Genomic DNA, 15,998 nt, shown 5'->3' with positions numbered 1-15,998 from the left:
GCGCGCCGGCCGCCCCGATCCGGCGGACCGCATGAGTACGCTCCGGGCTCTCGCCAGGGCGCAGGCGCTGGCCGCCGGGGTGGCCCAGCCGGTCGCCACCGTCCGGCACCTGCACCTGTCCGAGCGCCCGCTGGTGGTGGTGCCGCTGGCCATGGCCGGCGAGGCGAACGCGCCACTGGCGGCGCTGGTCGGCGCGGCCCCCGACGAGGCGCGGCTGCTGATCGTGCCGCAGCCCCGCAACCGGGACCAACGCTTCCGCTTCGCCGCCGAGCTGGCCGCCACCGTGCTGCCGTACCTCGACGAGTTCCGCGACGTCACCGAGGCGGTGCCGATCGACCGGGGCCGCGACGTCCGGCACCGGTACGTCGACGCGCCGCAGCTGCTGGTGCCGAACCCGGCCGGGATCACCTTCCTGCGGCTGCTGGGCCGCTCCACCCGGTTCCGCCGCCCGGACGGCGACTATCCGGTGCACCCGTCGGTGCCGCTGCTCGGCCGCTGGCTGACCTTCTTCACCGAGCGGGCCGAGCACCCCGGCTCGTCGGCGCTGGTGGCGATGACCGACGCGCTGAGCCTGCACTGGGCCACCGGCCAGAGCGTGGTGGAGGACCTGCACCTGCCGGCGCTGCTCGGCTGGATCGATCCGCCGGCCGGCATGACCGGGGCGCAGGCGGCCGCCCGGGCCGAGGACCCGACGGTCTGTCCGCCCGCCGGCCCGGCCACCGACCCGGAGTTCGACAACCGGGTGCTCGCCCCGGCCGTCGCCGCGTACGCCGACGCGGGGGACGACCCGGTGGCGCGCGGCGCGGCGTACGCGGAGCTGGAGCGGGTGCTGCGCGACCAGCTGGCGCCCACCTGGGAGCTGATGTGGCGCGGCGTCGGGCTGCTGCGGACCCTGCCGCCCGGGGCCCGGGTGGCCGGCCGCTGGGACGGCGACAAGGATGCCTTCACCGGCCACGCCGAACACGTCGACGCCGGCGGCGGCCCGCAGCCACGGCGCGACGGTGCGGTGGTGGCCGCCCAGCGGCTGCACCGGCTGGAACGCGCCCTGACCACGTACGCGGTGCAGCGCGCCTACGACGACCCGCTGGTGATGGCCGAGCACCGGCTGACCGGGGAGGCGTTCGTCGGGGACGTGACGCTGGCCGACCCGAAGCGGGTCGACGACACCGGGAAGCGGCCGGTGCTGCGCCCCCGGATCCAGCTCGTCACCACCGAACCGGTGCTGGTGCCGGTCGGCACGACGCTCCACTCGCCGGCCCGGCCGACGCAGAAGGCCAGGGTGGTCTTCCTGACCCCGGCGGCGGACGGCAAGACCGAGGTGGTGCTGGAGCTCTCCGGCGCGATGGGCCGGGGGCTGACCGCCGCGCCGGGCAGCGTGCCGGAGGTGGGGGAGCGGCTCTGCTACACCACCCTGTCCGAGGCGTTCCTGCCCGCCGGGGCGTTCCCGACGCCGGAGGAGACCCCGTGGACGCACGGCGGCCCGCCGCCCACCCGCGCCGACGACGCGCCCGCCCCGAGCGACGCCGACCCCGCCGAGGACTGGGCCTGAGCAGCCGCGGCCCGGGCACCGCCACCGTTTACGCGCCCGGCCCGGGCACCGCCACCGTTTACGCGCTCCGCCCGGGCACCGCCACCGTCCACGGGCCCGGGCCGGCAGACGGCTGACCGCCGCGACGCCCCGCGTCCCTTTTGGCCGGACAGCTCGTCGCGCCCGCCGTCGCGCCGGTCTGACCGTCCTGGACGGACGGTCCTCCCTGGGTCCATCGGCCCTGGCGAGGTGCCCCGGTGCTGGCTAGGCTGCGATGGTTCGCCGCCCGTGACCGGTCCTCACCGTCGAGGTGCGCACAGGAGAGAGAGCCGGAGCGACCATCGTGCTGCCCGATGACGCCCGCCGAGAGGCCGTCGCGCCGCCCCGCTCGACCCGCGCCCGGCGGGTCGGCGCGGTTGCCGCGGCGCTGGTCGTCCTCGTCGAGGCGGTCTGGCTGGCCGCCGCGCTGCCCGGCGCCGCCCTAGCCGGCGACGTCGGCGCGATCACGGTGGCCGGATGGTCGGCCGTCGCCTGCGTCGGCGCGGCCCGCCGTGATCCCGCGACGCTGCGCCGGTTCTGGACGCTGCTGGCGGTCACCATGGCCCTCGCCGCCGCCGGCCGTACCCTGTGGACCGTTCAGCGCCTCGGCAACGAGACCCTGCCGCACACCCCGCTGATCGGTGCCATCTTCACCGCCGGCATCCTCACCGGCACCACGGCCCTGCTCTGCTCGCTCGCCGCCCCGCGCAGCGCGGTGGGCCGGGCCCGCACCCTGCTCGACGGGGTGATCGTCGCGCTGGCCCTGATCCCGATCGGCTGGGTGGTGGTGTTCCAGGACATCGCCGACGCCGACCTGGCCGATCCGCTGCGCACCTTCGGCCTGCTCTACCCGATGCTCGACCTGATGCAGCTGACCATCCTGGTGGCGGTGGCCGGCCCGTCCCGCCCGATCTGGCGGCCGCTGACCCTGATCGGCGCGAGCCTGGCCACCCGTGCCGGCGCCGACGCGGTCTACGTCTCGCTCGTCGCGCACGGCACCTACGCCCCCGGGCACGTGATCGACGTCTGCTGGCCGCTGAGCTACCTGCTGATCGGCGTGGCGACCACGTACCCGCCGCCGCCGGCCGGCGAGGGCGGCGACGAGGGCATCGAGTCGCCGTTGCCACCCTGGTGGCGGGTCGCCCTGCCGTACCTGCCGGTGGGCGGGGCGATCATCGCGGTGGTGCTCGCCCGGCACCCCACCGGGCAGACCCCGCACCTGGTCTTCATCGGCATGATGGCGCTGCTCGGCGCTCTGGCGCTGCGGCAGGGGCTGGCCGCCAACGAGAACCTCCGCCTGGTGGCGCGGCTGCGCCGGCTCGCCTACGCCGACCAGCTCACCGGCCTGCCCAACCGGCTGATGTTCAACCGGCGGCTGCGCCGGGCGCTGCGCGACGGGCCGCCGGTCGCCGTCCTGCTGCTCGACCTGGACGGGTTCAAGCAGGTCAACGACCGGTTCGGGCACGCCACCGGGGACAGCCTGCTGACCACCATCGCCGACCGGATGCGGGACGCGGTCGGCGACGACGGCACCATCGCCCGGCTCGGCGGGGACGAGTTCGCCGTGCTGGTCGACGGGGACCGCCCGGTCGCGCCGGAACGGCTCGCCGAGCGGCTGCTTGCCGCCCTGCAACCCTCCGCGGGCGAGGAGGACGTCGGCATCCACCCGTCGGCCAGCATCGGCATCGCCGAGTACGGCCCGCAGCACGCCTCCCACACCGACCTGCTGCGCGACGCCGACATCGCGATGTACGCGGCCAAGGCCGCCGGGAAGTCGGCGTACCGGACCTGCACGCCGGGGCTGCGCGAGTCGGCGGTGACCCGGGCGGAGCTGATCGCCGACCTGCGCCGGGCCGTCGACGAGCAGCAGCTGCACCTCGACTACCAGCCGATCGTCGACCTGGCCACCGGCGCGGTCCGCAGCGCCGAGGCGCTGGTCCGCTGGCGGCATCCCCGGCTGGGGCTGCTCGGGCCGGCCGCGTTCCTGCCGCTGGCCGAGGAGACCGGCCTGATCGTGCCGATCGACCGCTGGGTGATCCACGAGGCCTGCCGGGCCGCCGCGACCTGGCGGGAACGGGCGCCGGAGGCCACCGTGGCGGTGAACATCGCCGCCGCCCACCTGCGCCGGCCGGACCTGATCGCCACCGTCACCGCGGCCACCGCGAGCGCCGGGCTGGCCCCCCGCGCGCTGACCCTGGAGCTGACCGAGTCGGCGCTGATCGACGGCAGCGAGGCGGTGCTGGAGCGGCTGGGCCAGCTGCGCGAGCTGGGCATCCGGATCGCCATCGACGACTTCGGCACCGGCTACTCGTCGCTGAGCTACCTGCACCGCATCCCGGCCACCGAGCTGAAGATCGATCGGTCGTTCGTCTCCCGGCTCGACACCGACACCCGCGCGTACGCGACGGTGGAGATGGTGACCCGGCTGGCCGGCGCGTTCGACCTGGCGGTGGTGGCCGAGGGGGTGGAGACCGAGGAGCAGCACGCGGCGGTCACCGCGATCGGCTGCGTGCACGGGCAGGGCTACCGCTACGGCCGCCCCGGCCGCCTGGCCGACCTGCGCCCGGCCTCCGCCCCGGTCTGACCCCGCCCCGGACGCCCCCGGCCGCTCCACCCCCTCGGAGGCCGGGGGCGTTCGGGTGTGCCGCCGCGCCGATCCCCGGCGAGGGTGTGACGCGGCGCGCAGAATCGGGCTTGACCCTCACGCAACGGCAGGCGGGAGCCTTGGTCGCGGAAGGGAGGGAAACCATGGCGTACACGGTGGGTCAGGTGGCGAAGGCGGCCCGGGTGACGGTCCGGACGCTGCACCATTACGACGAGATCGGGCTGCTGTCGCCCAGCGGACGCACCGCGGCGGGCTACCGCCGCTACGACGACGCGGACCTGGAGCGCCTGCAGCACATCCGGTTCTACCGGGAGCTGGGGTTCCCGCTGGAGGAGATCGCGGCGATCCTCGACGACCCGACCGCCGACCCGGCGGCGCACCTGCGCCGGCAGCACGAGCTGCTCAGCGGGCGGATCGGGAAGCTCCAGGAGATGGTCACCGCGATCGAGCTCGCGATGGAGGCGAGAAGAATGAACATCAATCTGACCCCGGAGGAGCGGTTCGAGGTCTTCGGGGACTTCGACCCGGACGCGCACGCCGAGGAGGCGGAGCAGCGCTGGGGCGGCACCGACGCGTACCGGGAGTCGAACCGGCGGGCGGCCAGCTACTCGAAGGAGGACTGGCTGCGCAACAAGGCCGAGAACGAGGACTGGGGGCGGCGGTTCGTCGAGGTGATGGCGTCCGGGGCGGCGGCGGACTCGCCGGAGGCGATGGCGCTGGCCGAGGAGCACCGGCAGCTGATCGGCCGCTGGTTCTACGACTGCTCCTACGAGATCCACACCGGGCTGGCCGACATGTACCTGGCGGATCCGCGGTTCACCGCGCACTACGAGGCGATCGCGCCGGGGATGGCCGCGTACCTGAACGAGGCGATCCACGCCAACGCGATCACGCGCGCCTGAGCCGGTGTGGGCGGTGCGGGTGCCGCCTGGCGGGCATATTGGTGCCTGTCAGGCGGACCGCCCCACCACACCACCGGAGGTCACCGTGCTCATCGTCGCGGGCAGTCTCTACGTCGACCCGGCCGGGCGGGACGCCTACCTGGCGTCCTGCGCCGAGGTCGTCCGGCAGGCGCGCTCGGCGCCCGGCTGCATCGACTTCGCGATCAGCGCCGACCTGGTGGAGCCGGGCCGGATCAACGTCTACGAGCGCTGGGACACCGACGACCAACTGCTCGCCTTCCGCGGTTCCGGCCCGGCGGAGGAGCAGGTGGCGGCGATCCTCGGCGCCGAGGTGCACCGCTACCGCATCTCCGCCGTCGAAGCCCCCTGACCGCCGCCCGCCCGCCCGCGGGCTCACTGGCTCACCTACCGCCGCCCGTCGGGTCACGGGCCGCCGACCGCCGCCCGCCGGCTCACGGGCCGACGACGTAGTCGTAGACGGTGCGGGCGAGTCGACGCACGGTTTCGCTGCCGCTGTCGTACGGGCCGGCGGTGAGGAAGGCGACCGCCGTCTCCGCGCCGGGGACCAGGTAGTAGCCGACGTCGTGCGAGGCGTCCGGCAGGTCGCCGGTCTTGTGCGCCACCGGGGTGCCGGGCGGCAGCGCGGCGGGGATCTTGCTGTTCAGGGTCTGCTCGCGCATGAATCCGATCATCAGGTCGCGGGAGGCCCGGGTGAGGATCCGGGCGTCCCACACCGCGCCGAGCAGCGAGACGACGTCGTCCGGGCTGGTGTAGTTCTCCTCGCCCCGGGCGGCGGCCTCGGTGTCGAGCATCTTGCGGGCGAGGATGGTCTCCCGCTGGTTCATCGAGTCGATCAGCGCGTTGACCGGCGCGAACCGGCCGAGCTGGTCGATCAGCACGTTCGCGGCCGTGTTGTCGCTGTACTCGATCATGTATTCGGCGAGCTTGTGCAGGCTCGCCACCTGCGGGATCTGCTCGAACTGCAACTGGCCCGTGCCGCCGACCACGTCCGCGGCGGTCACCAGCACGCCCTGGTCCAGCGACACCTGCCCGCAGTCCACCCGGCGCAGCAGCTCCACCAGGATCCACAGCTTGATCACGCTGGCCGCCTTCGGGCGCAGCGTGCCGTTGACCGAGACCTGCTGCTGGCCGTACCGGCCGGAGAGGTCGCGGACGGTGACGCCGGCCGGGTTGGCGGTGGCGGCGTCGACGACCTGCCGGAGCTGCCCAGCGAGGGGGAGCAGTGCCCGGCCGGCCGCCGGGTCGGTGGGCGGCAGCGGGTCGGTGACCACCTCGCCGACCTGCCAGTCGGGCCGGGTGTGGGGGCGGAACAGCACGACCACGCCCTCGGCCCGGCCGACCAGCGGGATGTCGTACCGGTAGCTCGTACCGCCGATCGTGACCTGGCCGCTCGCGGACCGGGCGGTGACCCGCATGCCCGGGTCGGCGACCCGGCCGGTGTCGCGGTCGCAGGCTCGGTAGCGGACCGTGCGCGCGGCCGCGTCGACCGAGAAGACCCCGCCGGGAAAGGCCAGCCAGGCCAGCGGGTTGGCCGGCGGCCGCGACCCCGCCCCCGGCCCGCCGTCCGCGACGGCCGGACCCGACCCCCCGACCACCGCCAGCACCGCCGCCACCAGCACCGCCACCAGCTTCGAACCGGGTACGCGCCGCGCGGAAGATGAGGCCCACTTGTCTGTTCTGTTCACCTTCGCACCGTAAGCGAAGGTCACCCCCGCCCCGCCACCCCGAAGTGCCCCGTCACCCGTCCGGGCGGCCCTCGCGGATCACGCCTCGGTGATCAAGAAGTTTGCGTCGGGGAAGGGCGCCTCCCCGACGCAAACCTCTTGATCACTTCCCGGTGGGCCGCTACAGGAGGAGGTCGAGGACGAGGACGCCGAGGAAGCCGACCACCGAGATGATCGTCTCCATCACCGACCAGCTCTTGATGGTCTGTCCGACCGTCAGTCCGAAGTACTCCTTGACCAGCCAGAAGCCCGCGTCGTTGACGTGCGAGAAGAACAGCGACCCGCAGCCGATGGCCAGCGCCAGCAGCGCCACCTCCGGTCCCTGGAGGGTCTCCGCCAGCGGCGCGACGATGCCGGCGGCGGTGATGGTGGCGACGGTGGCCGAGCCGGTCGCCACCCGGATGCCGACGGCCACCAGCCAGCCCAGCAGCAGCGGCGAGAGGTTCGCGCCCTCGGCCGCGTCCGCGACCAGGTTCCCCACGCCGGCGTCGACCAGCACCTGCTTGAAACCGCCACCGGCGGCGACGATCAGCAGGATGCCGGCGATCGGCGGCAGCGACCCGCCGAGGAAGCCCGAGACCTGCGAGCGGCTGAAACCGGTCCGGTAGCCGAGGAAGATCATGGCGAAGATGACGCCGGCGAGCAGCGCGACGATCGGGGTGCCGACGATGTCCAGCGCCTTGCGGCCGGCGGTGCCCTCGTCGAGGGTCAGCTCGCCGATCGCCCGCAGCAGCATCAGCACCACCGGCAGCAGGACGGTGATGACCGCGGCCCACAGGGCCGGCGCGCGGCGCGCCCGTACCCGCTCGGTGGCGGCCTCGTCGATCGGCTGCCCCGGGCGGCCGGCGCCGGGGTTGGCCAGGTCGTCCTCGGTGACCAGGTCGCCGTCGGCGTCGAGCGGGCCGCGACCGGTGGCCGCCGGACCCCGCCCGCCGGCGAGCGCGACCGGTCGCCGGGTGGGCAGCAACGCCTCCGGGGCGGTGGCGGGCACGTAGCGGGCGATGAAGTTGCCGAAGATCGGACCGGCGACGATCACCGTCGGGATGGCGACCAGCAGTCCCAGCGCGAGGGTCTGGCCTAGGTTGGCGCCGAGGGCGTCGATCGCGACCAGCGGGCCCGGGTGCGGCGGCACCAGGCCGTGCAGCACCGACAGGCCGGCCAGCGCCGGGATGCCGATCTTCATCAGCGGTACGTCGGTGCGCAGCGAGACCAGCAGCACGATCGGTACCAGCAGCACGACGCCGACCTCGAAGAAGAGCGGCAGCCCGATGAGGGCGGCGACCCCGGCCATCGCCCAGGGCAGCGCCGTGCCGGAGACCCGGCCGACCACCCGTTCGACGATGCTGTCCGCGCCGCCGGACTCGGCGAGCAGGCCACCGATCATGGCCCCGAGCGCGATCAGCAGGCCGACCCCGCCCACTGTGGAGCCGACGCCGCCGCTGAACGAGGTGACGATCTTGTCCGGGGCCACGCCGGCGACCACGCCGAGCACCGCCGCGCCGAGGATCAGCGACAGGAACGGGTGGACCTTGCCCCAGGCGATCAGGAGCACCACCGCAGCGATGCCCAGCAGGGCCGCGACGATCAGTTGGGCGTCACCGGCGTCGGTGAGCTCGGCCGGTGCGGCGAGGAGAGTGGTCACGGCAATCACGACCTTCGGACGGCGTCCGGTCCCGCGCGGGACGGGCGATCACATGGGTGCGGGGGTGGGTGACGGCTCCGGCGGCAGGCTCGGGGCCAGCCGTCGCAGCGACGCGAAGGTCGGGACCAGCGCGTCGTACAGCTCGGAGAAGAGCGGAAGCAGCGCGGCGTAGGTGGCGGCGGCGGAAGGATCGGGGCGTACCGTCTCGTCGATCTCCACCAGGTCGGCGGCGACGTCGATGGACGGGATCAGCCCGAGCGCCTGCATGCCGAGCAGCGCCGCGCCGAAGCTGGAGCCCTCGTGCACGGCGGGGAAGCGCACCGGCATGCCGAGCGCGTCGGCGAGGATCTGCCGCCACAGCGGGCTGCGCGCGAAGCCGCCGCTGGCCCGGATCTCGCGTACCTCGTTGCCGGCCGCCCGCACCGAGGCCAGCACCAGGGCGAGCTGCTGGCACACCCCCTCCAGCGCCGCCCGGACCAGATGCTCGCGGCGGTGGCCGTGGGTCAGCCCGACGTACGCTCCGCGCGGCAGCGCGCTCCAGTGCGGCGCCCGCTCGCTGAGCAGGTACGGCAGCATGATCAGCCCACCGGAGCCGACCGGTGCCCGCTCGGCCAGCGCCAGCAGCTCCTCCTCGGAGTCCTCGCCCAGCTCCGGAGCCAGCGCGTCGCCGGCCCACTGGAGCACGATGCCGCCGTTGTTGATCGCGCCGCCGACCACCCAGCGGTCCTCGGTCAGCGCGTAGCAGAACACCCCGCCGAGCGGATCGACGGCCGGCCGCTCCACGGCCACCCGCATCGCCCCGGAGGTGCCGATCGAACAGGCCACCACGCCCGGCCGGACCGCCCCCAGGCCGAGGTTGGCCAGCGGGCCGTCGCCCGCGCCGACCACCACCGGGGTGTCGGCGGGCAGCCCGGTCGCCACGGCCGCCTCGGCGGTGAGGCCGGGCAGCACCGTGGTGGTCGAGACCAGCTGCGGCAGCTGCTCCTCGACGATGCCGGCGATGCCCAGCGCCTCCGCGTCCCAGACGAGGTGGTGGATGTCCATCAGCCCGGTGGCCGAGGCCACCGAGTGGTCGGTCACCAGCGCGTCGGTCAGGCGCAGCAGCACGTAGTCCTTGATGCCGACCCAGTGCGCGACCCGCTGGAAGATCATCGGCTCCTGCTCGGCGAACCAGACCAGCTTCGGCAGCGGCGCCATCGGGTGCACCGGCGTGCCGGTACGCCGGTGCAGCGCCAGCCCCGGCGGGGCGGCCCGCAACCGCTCGGCCTGCGCGCTGGACCGGGAATCCGCCCAGGTCACCGACGGGGTCAACGGGACGCCCTCGGCGTCCAGGCCGATCAGGCTGTGCATGGCGGTGCTGAACGACAGGCCCGCCACCGGCCCGGGCAGCTCACCGGCCACGGTACGGACGCACTCGACGACCGCGTCGAAGATGGTCGACGGATCCTGTTCCGCCCAGCCCGGGTGCGGCTCGTCCAGCGGATAGCCCACGGAATGGTGGCCGAGCTGCTCGCCTTCGGTGTCGTAGGCGACCACCTTGGTGCTGGTGGTGCCGATGTCGACGCCGAGCACGACCCTGTCGCTCACGGCCCACCTCCGCGCCACGATGCCGGGTGGCCCCGTCGCCGTCCGGCTGGGGCTGACGTTACCGACGGTTCGGGCACCCCGCATGGCGCACGAGATGATCCCGGACGGGACTGGCTCAACGGCGGTGACGAGGTGATCGCGCCGACCATCCGGGTGCCCGTGCCAGTCTGATCACGCCGGAGAAGGGAACGTTGATGGCCGTCGTCGTACTGCCCGAGATCGACCGGGAGCTGCGGGAGTCGCAGAGCCTGCTGATCGAGGTCCGGTCCGACGACGGCCAGCTCCCCTCGGCCGTGGCGGCGCTACGTCAGGCGCTGCTGCGGCTGACCGGCACCGGCCCGGACGGGCAGCCGGAGGGCGTCGCGTTCCTCCCGCCGCCGGTGCCCCTGCCGGGGGCGCAGCTCCTCCTGGTCGACTTCGGTTCCCTCCCGGACGAGCAGGTGCTCGCCGTCCCGCGGCTGCTCGCCGAGCACCTGGGCGACGGCGGCGTACGCGATGCCGTGATCTCGCTGGCGGAGCCCGCGGAGCTCGACGAGTTGGCGGGCTTCGGGACGGCGGCGCGGGCCTACCTGGCCGGACCGGTCGGGGCGCCGTTCGGGCCCGCGCCGTCCCGACCGCCGGTGCCGCTGCTCGACGTCGCGGTCGACTGGCTGCACGCCGCCCGGAATCCGACGGCCGACCTCGCCGCCGTCGTCCTCGGGGTGCGGACACCGGTGCCGGCGCGGTCCCTGCGCCCGGTGGCGGAGGCCGTGCTCACCACACCGGGCGGCGCGACCACGGTGACCCTGGTGGCCGGCGGCCCCGCCACCGGCCTGGTGGCGGCGAGCGTCGGTGCCGCCCACGGCAACGGGCTGCCCGCGGCGACCCTGACCGTGGCACCGGCACCGGATGACCGGGCCGAGCTGACCCGCCGGATGCGGCAGCTGCGCGACAGCGTCCGCGCCCACGCCGAGCTGCTGGTCTGGGCGGGTGTCGACGCCGAGCCGGACACCCGCCTGGTGCTGCGGCACGACTGGGTGCCGCGAATCGACCGCGGACCGTCGCGACCGGACGTCGCGCCACTGGCCGACGTCCTGGTACCCGACGCCATGTGGCACCAGCTTCTCTCGCCCGGCCACCTGGAGCGGCTCGGCGGACTGCCGGAGGGCGCGGTGGGGTTGCCCGGCGGTCGGGCCGAGCTGACCATCGGCGAGCCGGAGCAATGGCTCCCCGGGCACCCGGACGGCGCCGCCGTCCGGGAACACGGCCGGCGGATCCTCGCCCCCTGCCTGGTGGGCGCGGCGCAGGCGGTCGCCATGGCCGCCGATCGGCTGCGCCGGTTCAGGGCAGGGTGACCCGCGCCGCCGTCCCGACGCCGAACGTGAATCGACGCAGCGCATCCGCCAATCGTCCGGATTGGTCCCCCGATCGGGTGGTTCGCGCGCTTCGGCGTGTCCGCCGGACTCGCCGCCACCGTTGATCCGGATGACACCCCGGTTGGTGGCTCGCGCGGCGAAGGAGTCGGCGTGGCAGATACTGATTCGACGGGTTCCACCTGGCGTTACACCTGGGCGCGCAAGCAGAACGAGCGCCGGCAGCGGGCATACCGCGAAGCCGAGCGCGCGTGGCGACAGCGCGACGACGAGCTGCGGCGACTGCGTACCCTCGCCGTCGACCTGCGCGGCTCGGTCGCGGCCGGCCACGGCCTGCCCCTGGAACTCGCCCCCGGCGAGGTGGTCTTCTGGGCGCTGCCCGCCGCGCAACTGGTCGAGGTCCGGCACACCACGGTGCTGCCCGCACCCGACCTGACCGTCGAGCCGCTGCCGGCGCCGCTGCGCCACCGGCTCCCCGACGGCGTCCGGGCCACCGACGCCGGCGTGGCCGTGATCACCAACCGCCGGCTGGTGCTGCTCGGCGGGCGCGGCCGGCGCGACTGGGCGTACGGGAAGATGACCGGCCTGTCCCACGACCCGGCGGCCCCGGTGTCGCTGATCCAGGTCCTCGACCGGCGGCGCACCTGCGGCCTGCTGGTGCCGCCCACGGCGGCGGCCGAGTTCCGGTTCACCCTCACCCTGGCCTTCGCCGACGCCATCGAGCAGCGCGCGGCGGTGATCGCGCAGCTCGACGAGCTGATCGCCGAACACGAGCAGACCCGGCCCTTCCGGCCGGCGATCGCCACCCCCGGGCAGGCCCGGCTCGCCGGGCGCATCCCCGGCGGCCGGCGCACCGTCGCCGTCGCCGCCGCGCTCGCCCTGGTCGTGCCCGCGGTCCTCTTCGAGTCCGACCCACCGGTCAGCCCCGGCTCCGACGTCGCCGTCGCCGCCACGGTGGCCGCGCCCCGCGCCGTCGCGCCCTCGCCGTCCGCCGCGCCGAAGCCCCGCCGCTCGCCGGCCGCACCCGCACCGTCGGGCGAGCGGCGCTGCGGCGCCCCGACCAACCCCATGGGGTACGACTTCTGCGGCGGCAAGCGCGTCCGCCGGCCCGACCACCGGATCTGCGACTTCTTCGACTGCGCGCAGAACTTCTGGGCGGGGCGCGGCTACCTGGTGCAGTGCAAGGACGGCGCGGTCAGCCTCACCGGTGGGCGGCGCGACGCCTGCGCCGGGCACCGGGGCGTGCGGCGCACCGTGTTCAGCTGAAGTCGGGCAGGGTGAGCGTGCCGTCGTCGGCGAGCGGGAAGCCCGGGTTCCAGGCGATCTCCCAGACGTGACCGTCGGGGTCGGTGAAGAAGCCGGCGTAGCCGCCGTAGAAGGTCTCCGCCGCCGGGCGGGTGATCCGCGCGCCGGCCCGCTCCGCGGTGGCCAGCACCGCGTCGACCTCGGCGCGGGTACGGACGTTCTGCGCCAGCGTCAGGCTGCCCGGGCCGGTGTCCGGCACGCCCGCGTCGGCGGCCAGCTTGTCCCGGCCCCACAACACCAGGGCGAGGCCACCGGCCTGGAAGAAGACGGTCTCCTCGACCTCCTGGCCCCGCCAGCCGAGGCGCTCGTAGAACTCCCGGGCGCGCGGGAGGTCGGCGACGCCGAGGGTGATCAGGCTGATCCGCTGTTCCATGCCCCGGACCGTACCGCCGGGGACCGTCACGTTCTCCTACGGCGTTCCGTCAGGTCGGCATGAGGAGCTTCGTCCGGGCCGCCTGCGCCCTGCTCGGGTTGACCGCACTGGTGGTCGGAGGGTGGGCGCTGCGCCGACCGGACGGTTTCGCCGAGGCGGTCGACTTTCCCGGCAGCCACCACTTCGTCCACGACGTCGGCGCGTTTCAGCTGGGCATCGGGGTGACCCTGCTGCTCGCCGCGATCTGGGCCGACGCGCCGGCGGTCGCCCTGGCCGGCTACCTCGCTGGGGCGCTCGCGCACACCGGCACCCACCTCGCCGACCGGCACCTCGGCGGCAGCGCCGGCCAGACCTGGCTGGTCGGGCTCTCCGCCGCGCTGGCGGCGGCGGCGCTGGTGGCCCGGTGGCGCGAACTCGGCGGCGTGCTCGGCGCGGTCGAGGTCGGCGCGGCACCGGGGTGGGCGCCGTTCACCCGACAGAAGACCGTGCTGCTGACCAGCTTCCGCCGCGACGGCACCCCGGTCGGCACGGCGGTGAGCATCGCCGTCGACGGCGACCGGGCGTACGTGCGCAGCTTCGAGCGGGCCGGCAAGACCCGGCGCGTCCGCAACGGCCCCAGGGTCACCGTCGCCCCGTGCACCGCTCGCGGCCGACCGACCGGCCCTGCCGTCGGGGCCACCGCGCGTCGGCTCACCGGCGACGAGGAGCGGCTCGCCGCCGGGCTGCTGGTCGGCAAGTACCCCGTGCTGCACGGCGTGCTCGTGCCGCTGGCGCACCGCCTGGGGCGGCGGCGCACCGGCCGTACCGTCCACTTCGCCCTCACCACGCCGCCGGACCGACCGGCCTGACCAGCACCCGGGTGGCGGGACTGCCGCACCATGTACGGCGTGATCAACAAACTGTGGGGTCGGCGCACCGCCAAGAGCAAGAAGAAGCGCGACTGGGCCTACGCCGGCTGCGACGCCTGCGAGTGCGACGGTCCGAACTGCTGCGACCTCGGGCTCTTCTCCTTTCTGCTCACCCTCGGCGCGACCACCGCTCGGGTCAGCCGGGCGCCGGTGGTGGACCGGGCCGGTCGGGCGGCCATCCTCGGCTACCGGCGCTGGCTGTCGCACCGCTGGCCGGGCCAGTGCCGGTTCACCCCGACGTGCAGCGCGTACGGCCTCACCGCCGTCGAGCGGTACGGCCTGGCGGTCGGCGGGCGGATGGCGGCGGACCGGCTGCGCCGGTGCAGGCCCGGAGTGCCGCGGGGCACCCACGACCCGGTGCGATAACCGCTCGCTGCTGACCCCGCCCCGGCGCTACGGTCGGCGACCGTGACCCGCACCGTGACCCTCGTCCTGGTCGACCCCGCCGGCCGGCTGCTCGGGGCACTGCCTCCGTACGAGGTGCCGACGCCCTGGTGGCAGGAGGTCGACGCCGTCGTCTGCGGGGCGCCCGTCGAGGTCGCGGTGCTGCGGCTGCTCTCCTGCGTCAGCGACCGCCCAGGGATCGGCGGCGCGGTGACGTACCTGGCCGAGGTGGCCGCCCCACCCGCCGTACCGCTGCGACCGGTGGACCTGGAACTCCCGCCGCACCCGCTGCGCGCGCCCTACGCCGAGCCGGGCGGACCGGCCGCCACCGTCGGGTGGGCCACCGCCGCCCTCGACCGCCTCGGCCGGCCGGCGAAGGAGGTGGCGCAGCGGCGCACCTGGAACCTGTCGGCGATCTGGCGGCTCGACGGTCCACACGGCCCGGTCTGGCTCAAGCAGGTTCCCGGCTTCTTCCGGCACGAGGCGGCGGTGCTGCGCTGGCTCGGCGCGGTCACGCCCGGCCTGGTGCCGCCGCTGCTCGCCGCGGACGACGACGGGCGGATGCTGCTCGACCACGTGCCGGGGGAGGACCGCTACGGGGCGGACCCCGCCGAACGCGCCGCCATCGCCGCCGACCAGCACGTCCTTCAGATGCGCGCGCTGCCCCTCGTCGACGACCTGGTGGCGGCGGGGGTGCCCGACCTGCGCGGCGGCGCCCTGGCCCGCTGGATCCGCGCCGCGCTCGCCCCGCACCACGCCGACGTCGTGCTGGATGGGCTGGAGGAGCGGCTGGCGCAGGCCCGGCGGTGCGGCGTGCCGGACACCCTGGTGCACGGCGACCTGCACCCCGGCAACGTCCGGAGCGACGGTGACCGGCGGGTCATCATCGACTGGGGCGATTCGTTCGTCGGGCACCCGGCCTTCGACATCCTGGTACTGACCATCGGGCTTCCGGCCGACGCCTCGGACGCGCTGGTGGCCGCGTGGTGCGCCCGGTGGCGGGCCGACGTGCCCGGCTGCGAGCCGGAACGGGCCGTGGAGCTGCTGCGGCCGGTCGCGGCGGTGCGGTCGGCGGCCGTGTACGCGGCCTTCCTCGCCGCGATCGAGCCGAGCGAGCGGGTGTACCACGACGCCGACGTGCCGCACTGGCTGGCGCAGGCCGCCAGCCTCCTCGGGCGGGGATGAGCCGTCGAGATCCAGGCGGGATCCCGGCTAGGACGCCGGCCTCGTCACTCGGGGGCGTGGCAGACGGCCTCGACGTTGTTGCCGTCCGGGTCGCGCACGAACGCGCCGAAGTAGGTCGGGTGGTACTCCGGCCACAGTCGGGGCGCGTGCAGCACCTCGGCGCCGGCGGCGACCGCGGCGTCGTGGAACGCCTGCACGGCCGCCCGGTCCGGCGCGGTGAACGCGATGTGCGCCTCGCGCGCCTCACCGCCGGTGTTCACCGGGCCGAGCCAGAAGTCGGGGCTGTCGGTGCCGTACCCGATGACCGGGCCGAACTCCATCACCCGGCGACCGCCGAGCGGGGTCAGGACGGCGTCGTAGAAGGCGGCGCTGGCCGCCACGTCACGGGCCTGGATGGACAGGTGGTCGAGCATGGGTGCCTCCTGCGGCGTCGGGTCCGGGGC

Annotated in this window: 14 protein-coding genes; 9 read left to right on the top strand and 5 right to left on the bottom strand. The window is 75.0% G+C overall.

What is annotated here, in order from left to right; translation table 11 throughout:
* Nucleotides 1-31 precede the first annotated feature (31 nt).
* From FHX75_RS11330 to FHX75_RS11315, 4 genes are all read left to right on the top strand, one after another.
* Nucleotides 32-1,549, top strand: coding sequence for a hypothetical protein (locus FHX75_RS11330; RefSeq protein WP_154939177.1), 1,518 nt, complete (start codon nt 32-34; stop codon nt 1,547-1,549).
* Nucleotides 1,550-1,871: 322 nt separating this feature from the next.
* On the top strand, nt 1,872-4,151 hold the full coding sequence (locus tag FHX75_RS11325; RefSeq protein ID WP_211364448.1) for a putative bifunctional diguanylate cyclase/phosphodiesterase: 2,280 nt from the start codon (nt 1,872-1,874) through the stop codon (nt 4,149-4,151).
* Between the two features lie 164 nt (nt 4,152-4,315).
* Nucleotides 4,316-5,074 (top strand): MerR family transcriptional regulator, encoded by a 759-nt coding sequence (locus FHX75_RS11320; protein ID WP_154939175.1) that lies wholly within the window; start codon nt 4,316-4,318, stop codon nt 5,072-5,074.
* An 85-nt stretch (nt 5,075-5,159) separates the two neighbouring features.
* Nucleotides 5,160-5,444, top strand: coding sequence for a putative quinol monooxygenase (locus FHX75_RS11315; RefSeq protein ID WP_154939173.1), 285 nt, complete (start codon nt 5,160-5,162; stop codon nt 5,442-5,444).
* A gap of 82 nt (nt 5,445-5,526) precedes the next feature.
* Here the strand turns inward: FHX75_RS11315 and FHX75_RS11310 are convergent, their stop codons facing one another.
* The 3 genes from FHX75_RS11310 to FHX75_RS11300 all read right to left on the bottom strand — a co-directional run bounded on the left by FHX75_RS11310 (nt 5,527) and on the right by FHX75_RS11300 (nt 10,048).
* Entirely contained in the window at nt 5,527-6,780 is a 1,254-nt protein-coding gene (locus tag FHX75_RS11310) for a serine hydrolase (protein ID WP_154939171.1), read from the bottom strand.
* Between the two features lie 160 nt (nt 6,781-6,940).
* Nucleotides 6,941-8,461: a GntP family permease gene (locus tag FHX75_RS11305; protein WP_154939169.1), complete on the bottom strand. Its 1,521-nt coding sequence runs from the start codon at nt 8,459-8,461 to the stop codon at nt 6,941-6,943.
* Between the two features lie 48 nt (nt 8,462-8,509).
* A complete protein-coding gene (locus FHX75_RS11300; RefSeq protein WP_246157961.1) occupies nt 8,510-10,048 on the bottom strand; it encodes a gluconokinase in 1,539 nt (512 codons plus the stop codon).
* A gap of 194 nt (nt 10,049-10,242) precedes the next feature.
* Here FHX75_RS11300 and FHX75_RS11295 point away from each other — a divergent pair, with 194 nt between their 5' ends.
* Nucleotides 10,243-11,382 (top strand): hypothetical protein, encoded by a 1,140-nt coding sequence (locus tag FHX75_RS11295; RefSeq protein ID WP_154939165.1) that lies wholly within the window; start codon nt 10,243-10,245, stop codon nt 11,380-11,382.
* A 171-nt stretch (nt 11,383-11,553) separates the two neighbouring features.
* Nucleotides 11,554-12,666: a hypothetical protein gene (locus tag FHX75_RS11290; protein ID WP_154939163.1), complete on the top strand. Its 1,113-nt coding sequence runs from the start codon at nt 11,554-11,556 to the stop codon at nt 12,664-12,666.
* Here the strand turns inward: FHX75_RS11290 and FHX75_RS11285 are convergent.
* A complete protein-coding gene (locus tag FHX75_RS11285) occupies nt 12,659-13,078 on the bottom strand; it encodes a VOC family protein (protein WP_154939161.1) in 420 nt (139 codons plus the stop codon). The two genes, FHX75_RS11290 and FHX75_RS11285, sit on opposite strands and share 8 nt — an antisense overlap.
* Before the next feature lie 59 nt (nt 13,079-13,137).
* Here FHX75_RS11285 and FHX75_RS11280 point away from each other — a divergent pair, with 59 nt between their 5' ends.
* Genes FHX75_RS11280 through FHX75_RS11270 form a run of 3 tightly spaced genes read left to right on the top strand, consistent with a single transcriptional unit; the run spans nt 13,138 to nt 15,555 of the window.
* Nucleotides 13,138-13,926, top strand: coding sequence for a PPOX class F420-dependent oxidoreductase (locus FHX75_RS11280; protein WP_154939159.1), 789 nt, complete (start codon nt 13,138-13,140; stop codon nt 13,924-13,926).
* Between the two features lie 39 nt (nt 13,927-13,965).
* Complete coding sequence (gene yidD / locus FHX75_RS11275; RefSeq protein ID WP_425463489.1) at nt 13,966-14,352, top strand: membrane protein insertion efficiency factor YidD; 387 nt, start codon at nt 13,966-13,968, stop codon at nt 14,350-14,352.
* A gap of 42 nt (nt 14,353-14,394) precedes the next feature.
* On the top strand, nt 14,395-15,555 hold the full coding sequence (locus FHX75_RS11270) for an aminoglycoside phosphotransferase family protein (RefSeq protein ID WP_154939155.1): 1,161 nt from the start codon (nt 14,395-14,397) through the stop codon (nt 15,553-15,555).
* 44 nt (nt 15,556-15,599) lie between these two features.
* Here the strand turns inward: FHX75_RS11270 and FHX75_RS11265 are convergent, their stop codons facing one another.
* A complete protein-coding gene (locus FHX75_RS11265; RefSeq protein WP_154939153.1) occupies nt 15,600-15,968 on the bottom strand; it encodes a VOC family protein in 369 nt (122 codons plus the stop codon).
* Nucleotides 15,969-15,998 lie beyond the last annotated feature (30 nt).

This window comes from Micromonospora palomenae (assembly GCF_007829925.1).
Classification (GTDB): Bacteria; Actinomycetota; Actinomycetes; order Mycobacteriales; family Micromonosporaceae; genus Micromonospora; species Micromonospora purpureochromogenes.
Note: the sequence above shows the minus strand (reverse complement) of the source record. Positions and strands in the feature narration are given on the sequence as shown.

Coding starts and splice junctions, on each gene's coding strand:
- FHX75_RS11330 (WP_154939177.1), top strand. CDS start 32: ATGAGTACGCTCCGGGCTCTCGCCAGGGCGCAGGCGCTGGCCGCCGGG.
- FHX75_RS11320 (WP_154939175.1), top strand. CDS start 4,316: ATGGCGTACACGGTGGGTCAGGTGGCGAAGGCGGCCCGGGTGACGGTC.
- FHX75_RS11295 (WP_154939165.1), top strand. CDS start 10,243: ATGGCCGTCGTCGTACTGCCCGAGATCGACCGGGAGCTGCGGGAGTCG.
- FHX75_RS11285 (WP_154939161.1), bottom strand. CDS start 13,078: ATGGAACAGCGGATCAGCCTGATCACCCTCGGCGTCGCCGACCTCCCG.
- FHX75_RS11280 (WP_154939159.1), top strand. CDS start 13,138: ATGAGGAGCTTCGTCCGGGCCGCCTGCGCCCTGCTCGGGTTGACCGCA.
- FHX75_RS11265 (WP_154939153.1), bottom strand. CDS start 15,968: ATGCTCGACCACCTGTCCATCCAGGCCCGTGACGTGGCGGCCAGCGCC.